General features: G+C 57.7%; 1 protein-coding gene. It reads right to left on the bottom strand.

Features of this window, described 5'->3' with window-relative positions:
* Nucleotides 1-38: 38 nt before the first annotated feature.
* Nucleotides 39-2,381 (bottom strand): putative transposase, encoded by a 2,343-nt coding sequence (locus tag CIK76_RS17890; RefSeq protein WP_141393617.1) that lies wholly within the window; start codon nucleotides 2,379-2,381, stop codon nucleotides 39-41.
* Nucleotides 2,382-2,522: the final 141 nt, after the last annotated feature.

Genomic DNA, 2,522 nt, shown 5'->3' with positions numbered 1-2,522 from the left:
CAGGGTTCTGGACATCGGCTAAAAAATAAACTCAACACTCAGCAATGATTCTTCACCCGATACCGCAACACCCGGTCCGTCCCCGGATACCGGGTCCGTGTCTCAGAGAGCCGTTCACACATTTCACCCAACGCCACCGTTTCCCGCCGGGTAGGTAACGGATCCAAGGCGACGTCCAAAAAGCCGTCGGTTCGTGGGTCCAAATCCCCACTACCGGTCAACGCTTGACGCACGAACTCATTCGCGTCCTTGAACACAGATTTCAACCCGGTGTGTGAGCGAATGTCAGCGACCATGGCCATGGACGCATTGAATGCGGACATCCGCACCGCATGAAGCAACTGCTTATGCTCTGTTTCCAACACCAGTTGTCCCGGATTTACTTCGCCTAACGGCAGCCGGGCACCGATCTTCTCCCACTTCTTTGTAGCCTTGTGCAGTGCTTGTTCCGCTTTGATCACCGGCGCGTTAATCTGATTAACCTCAGCGTTACTGACCACCCGGGTTTCCCCTGGTTCCGGAGTGTTCAACCGCAACATCTGTGCGTCAGCGACGCTGCTCAGCGTGCTCACCACTGCTGCTGCCGCATCTCGTGCTTGCTTCGCTTTCTCTTTCGCCGGGTTCGGCACGCTACGGGTCACGTCATCCACGGTGTGCTGATAGGTGTCGTGGGAGTCCAAAGCAAAGTGCTGGCGGGCGTATCGGAAGTAATTTTCTTGCCGCCAACGCCTGCCGATATGGAAGATCAACTCCCCAGCACTCAACGTAGTATCCGTAGTCAGCAGATGAATCTGTCGGTCGGCTTCCCCGGTACTCTCACGCATTTGCTTGCCGGCAGCAACGATCCGGCTGACCTGCCGCATCCCAAACATCCCGTCCACGGTGACGCCAACGGACGGAACCAGCGCCCCTGTTTCATCCGATGCTTCGCCGGCCGCTTCAGCGTTCTTACGGGCCTTGGCATCCACCTCAACCCCGACGACAGTGTCAGCAGCCTGCTTCCACTCATGATCCTGGCCCCACTGATTAGTGAACCTCGCCTTACGGAATATTCCTGGATCAAGGTCCGGGATACTGCCCTTGCGCCAAGTCAATACGTCAAACCCTTGCTCATACAAATACTCGAACAACGCTGGGGACCAGCCTTCACGGTCAAAGCCAATCAGCACCCGCCTCTGGTCACCCACCAGCGCACGCAACTGAGGAACCAGGCCGCGCAGCTCACCGACCAGATTCTTGGACGGCGCGGCCATCACCATGAACACCGGCGCACCAGACGCGTCAGAAACCCACGTTTCCATGGACGCCGGCACCGGATATTTCAGGCGGGTCGAGTACTGCTTACCGATTTTTTTGGACCCTTGGTAGGAGCGTACGTGCCCGTCCACATACAGCAGCAACCCCAGCGCATCGCCCTCACCTGTTGGTTCCGTGCTGGCGAGGTGGTGTTTTCCTAAGGCAACAAGCAGTTCGACGCCATGGGTTTGGGCGGCGAGTTCCTGATGCTTGCGGCGGATGGTTTTTACTTCCGGGGCACGGTCCAACCCCAGAATCCTGCCCAAATCTGCTGGCTTCAACCGCCTCGCGCCTTCGGCGCGTGGCTCCCCGGCCAAGGTGCGCAGCACCGCTTCAAGGATGGTGGTGTTCAGCCCATAAAATCCAGGCTTCAATGCGCAATACACCTGATGAACACAGGACAGCAGACCGGTGGCTTCCAACGCTGGTAATGCGAGCAGTAGTCCGGCGTAGGGGATCTTCGCGGCTGGAGTGAACACCGGGACCGCTTCGGTCAGGGTTCCGGTGGACGCGGCGAGGCGTTCTTCGGTGCGTGGCGCCGGGGTTGGCAGTATCGGTAGTTCTTCTTGGATTACTTCGGTGAGGTCAGCGGTCCTCAAATCCTGGCCAGGTACTGGTGGTTGGCCAGTGGCGGGGTCCAGCTTCATGGCGCGGCGGACACTGAATTCCGAGACACCGGTTTGCGCGGCAGTTGCCGTCAGAGTCAGGCCGCTGGCGCGTAGCTGTTGAATGCGGGTGATGACCTCTTTGGTGAGTTTGGAGCCGCCTTTCGGTCCACGTTTCTCACTAGTCAACGAGTTCAGGCCGGTGGTGTTCAGCGTGCGGTGCCAGTGCCAAATAGTGTCTTCGATGACGCCGAAGGCGTGGCCTATTTCTGCGGCTGAGGCCGCTTTCATCCGCCACAACGACACAGCTGCTAATCGTTTGGAGGTGTCATCGCCGGTGGTCCAGGAGTGCCAGAGCATTCCGTGGATGAACACTTGCCCGCCGTGATCATCTTCGAGTAAACCTGCCGCGTGTCCGATGGGTGTTGCTTCGGGGCGTGGGTTGAAGGTGAGGAAGGGTTCGGCGTTCATATATGCCATCTTTCCACCTCCACGCCCCGACTAGTATGTTCAGTTAAATTCTATCGAAAGTGGGTGTGAATTAATAGAGGTTTAACGCAAAAGATCCCCGATTTCTCGGGGATCTTTTGTGGGTTCTGTTTGAGCATGTCCAGAACCCTG

The sequence above is a fragment of the Glutamicibacter sp. BW80 genome, assembly GCF_002332385.1.
In the GTDB taxonomy this organism is placed as follows: domain Bacteria; phylum Actinomycetota; class Actinomycetes; order Actinomycetales; family Micrococcaceae; genus Glutamicibacter.
Note: the sequence above shows the minus strand (reverse complement) of the source record. Positions and strands in the feature narration are given on the sequence as shown.